Annotated in this window: 3 protein-coding genes and 1 pseudogene; all 4 read left to right on the forward strand. The window is 40.5% G+C overall.

The annotated features are described in order from the left end of the window. On the forward strand, positions 1-463 hold a 463-nt coding region (locus HMPREF9074_RS07735; protein ID WP_304413019.1), incomplete at its 5' end, for a helix-hairpin-helix domain-containing protein. Between the two features lie 72 nt (positions 464-535). Beyond that, complete coding sequence (locus HMPREF9074_RS07740; RefSeq protein WP_009391219.1) at positions 536-1,645, forward strand: N-acetylmuramoyl-L-alanine amidase family protein; 1,110 nt, start codon at positions 536-538, stop codon at positions 1,643-1,645. A gap of 19 nt (positions 1,646-1,664) precedes the next feature. Continuing rightward, positions 1,665-2,615: an MlaD family protein gene (locus tag HMPREF9074_RS07745; RefSeq protein WP_009391218.1), complete on the forward strand. Its 951-nt coding sequence runs from the start codon at positions 1,665-1,667 to the stop codon at positions 2,613-2,615. Positions 2,616-2,627: 12 nt separating this feature from the next. Then, positions 2,628-3,280 (forward strand): annotated as a pseudogene (locus HMPREF9074_RS07750) (Fe-S oxidoreductase); the annotation flags it as partial.

The raw sequence follows: 3,280 nt of genomic DNA on the forward strand, positions 1-3,280 counted from the left end.
ATATGTAGGCGAGACTGTAGCCAAGAAATTGGCACGCCACTACAAAACCATAGAAGCCCTCGAAGCAGCTACTATTGAGCAGCTAATAGAAGTAGACGAAATAGGCAACCAGATAGCTAGCAGTGTAGTGAGTTTCTTTGCCGATGCTTATAACCGCGCCCTTATAGAGCGTCTAAAAGGCTACGGACTACAATTTGCCCTAAGCGAACAGGCTACCGAAGGGCAGACTGACAAGCTAAAAGGGCTCACTTTTGTAGTATCAGGGGTATTCCACCTACACTCACGCGATGAACTCAAAACCCTTATAGAGCAACATGGTGGCAAAGTAGGTTCGTCTATCTCATCTAAAACCAGCTATGTAATAGTAGGCGATAATATGGGACCTAGCAAAAAAGAAAAAGCAGAAAGCTTAGGGGTAAAAATGATAAGTGAAGAAGAATTTGAAGCGTTAATAATCAGTTAAATATGTAGGGAAGTTTGGCATTGTAAGCTAAAACCGTTATCTTTGCCCCCAATTAAAACAAAAAACTAATTGATGAAACTTTTACGCCTCATACTTTTCTGGTTATGCTGGGCTATTCCCCTGAGTGGGTATGCTCAGAAGACACCCGTTTTCAAAGTAGTTTTAGACGCAGGGCACGGAGGAAAAGACCCTGGTAAGGTAGTCAATAAAACTATTTATGAGAAAGACGTAGTGCTAAAAATAGCCCTTCTGGTAGGAAAGAAATTAGAAGCTCACCCTGACATCAAGGTTATTTACACCCGCAAAACCGATGAGCTTATCGACCTATACGAGCGAGGAGCTATCGCCAACAAAAACAAAGCAGATGTATTCGTATCGATACACTGCAACGCCCACGAAACACAAGTAGAAGGGGCTGAAACTTATGTATTAGGGTTGAATGCTAACGAACAAAACTTCGAGGTAGCTAAGGCTGAAAACTCAGTAATCTATCTAGAAGATGATTATAAGAAGAAGTATGCCCAGTACAATATCAACTCTCCCGAGTCTATTATTGGGCTCTCTATTATGCAAGAAGAGTTTTTAGAGCAAAGCATACAATTGGCTAAGATAGTGCAAAGTCAGCTAACAGGGGTTATGAAGCGCGCCAACAGAGGTGTGCGCCAAGCAGGCTTCATAGTGCTGCACCAAACCTATATGCCTAGTATCCTTATCGAGACGGCCTTTCTTACTAATAACGAAGAGCGAAAATTCTTAACCTCAGAGAAAGGGCAAGAAGAGTTTGCCGAAAACATTGCTACAGCTATCCTAACCTATAAAAAATGGATACAAGGGCAAAGTTCATACGTAGCGCCTAGCGACACTGTATCAGTACACGGCACAGGCAGAAAACAGCCTGCAAACCACCCTACCGAAAAGGGGAGTGTATCTTACAAAGTGCAAATTTCGTCTAGTCCCAAACGCTTGGAAGCTAAGCCGTTTAACTTCAAAGGGCTCTCGCCTATCTCAACAGAAAAAGACGGCAAAGTATATGTGTATTATTACGGCAATGCTAAACGACACAAAGAGGCTCTTACCCTACTGAGTAATGCTAAAAAAAAAGGCTACAAAGATGCTTATATAGCGGCTTTTTATCTTGGGAAACGAATCACTATAGAGAAAGCTAAACAAATAGAAAAATAGAACCTATAAATAAAAACTGATGAAATTATCAAAAGAAGTAAAAACAGCCATTATAGTAATAGCAGGTATTGCTGCTTTTTTCGTAGGATTTAACTTCCTAAAATCAAAATCTATATTTAATAAAACCAATACCTATTACGCTTACTTCCCTCATTCAGGCGGATTAAAAACAGGTACTCAAATAACTGTAAACGGAGTAAAAGTAGGTAGTGTTGAAGCTGTTGATTTAGAAGAGAAAACAGCAAAAATCAAAATCACTATGGAGTGCTCTGACGATTTTTCATTCTCTAAAAATAGTGTAGCCGAGCTGTACAACAGTTTATTAGGCGGTGCTGGACTTCAGATTATCCCTGCTTTTGACAATGCCCCTATAGCGGTATCAGGCGATGTACTCGAAGCGCGTATTCAAGAAGATATGCTTGCGTCTATCTCATCTTCTATTAAGCCTACTCAAGAAAAACTAAACCATTTACTCAATCAGGCTGATACTACCCTTACCGGTGTAAATAAGATTTTAGATGCTAAAACCTCTAACGACCTAAAAGTAGCTATAGCTGAAATCAGTGCTACTATGCGCAACCTCAACCAAGCATCAGTTACCCTCAATAAATTATTAGCTGATAGCCAAAGCAACCTGCGCTCTACCCTACAAAACGCTAATAAAATCACTACTGATTTGGCTAAAGTATCTGGCGAACTATCAGAAGCTGAACTTAACAAGGTTATAGCCGATGCTCAAACTACTCTTAACAACCTCAATACCCTTTTGGCTGATATAGAAGGGGGCAAAGGCACTATAGGCAAACTGATGAAAGATGAAGCGCTATACAAAGACTTAGACAAGTCTGCTAAACAGTTAGAGCTGTTGCTGCAAGACTTCCGCCTAAATCCTAAGCGCTACGTACATTTCTCTATCTTTGGCAAAAAAGCCAAAGTATACGAACCTCAAGACGAAGAAAAATCAGAATAATATAAACGTATAATGAGCTTCCTCCCTAACATAGTATTTGCGATACTTCTCTGTATAGGAGGAGGCTTTTTCATTTATAATATACGCAAACTCATACGCAACATACGTTTAGGTCGCCCTGAGGTAGTAACCGACCACAAACGCAAACGCCTAAAGAATATGCTGCGTATAGCCTTTGGGCAACAAAAGATGTTAGTGCGCCCCATAGTAGCCGTACTACACCTTATAGTATATGCAGGCTTCTTGATTATCAACATAGAGCTTTTAGAAATCATCATTGACGGACTTACAGGCTCTCACCGCATATTTGCTAGCTTAGGAGTTTGGTACTACTTCTTAATCACTGCTTTTGAGGGGTTAGCTCTTTTAGTTATTATAGCTGTTATCACTTTCTGGATACGGCGTAATATACTAAAAGTACCTCGTTTTCAGAAAACTGAACTAAAAGGGTGGGCTAAAAAAGATGCTAACAATATTCTCTATGCCGAAATGGTGATGATGAGTCTGTTTCTGCTAATGAACGCTGCCGATACCCAACTACAAGCCCTACACGCCCCTCACTACGTTTCTACTGGGGCTTTCGGCATCAGTCAATATATAGTACCCTTATTGCAACACACCTCTGTACCTACTCTTATAGCGATAGAGCGTAGCTGTTGGTGGTT

This window comes from Capnocytophaga sp. oral taxon 329 str. F0087 (assembly GCF_000213295.2).
GTDB lineage: Bacteria > Bacteroidota > Bacteroidia > Flavobacteriales > Flavobacteriaceae > Capnocytophaga > Capnocytophaga leadbetteri_A.

Bases quoted from the DNA above. Each gene is read 5' to 3' on its own strand.
- HMPREF9074_RS07740 (WP_009391219.1), top strand. From the start codon at position 536: ATGAAACTTTTACGCCTCATACTTTTCTGGTTATGCTGGGCTATTCCC.
- HMPREF9074_RS07745 (WP_009391218.1), top strand. From the start codon at position 1,665: ATGAAATTATCAAAAGAAGTAAAAACAGCCATTATAGTAATAGCAGGT.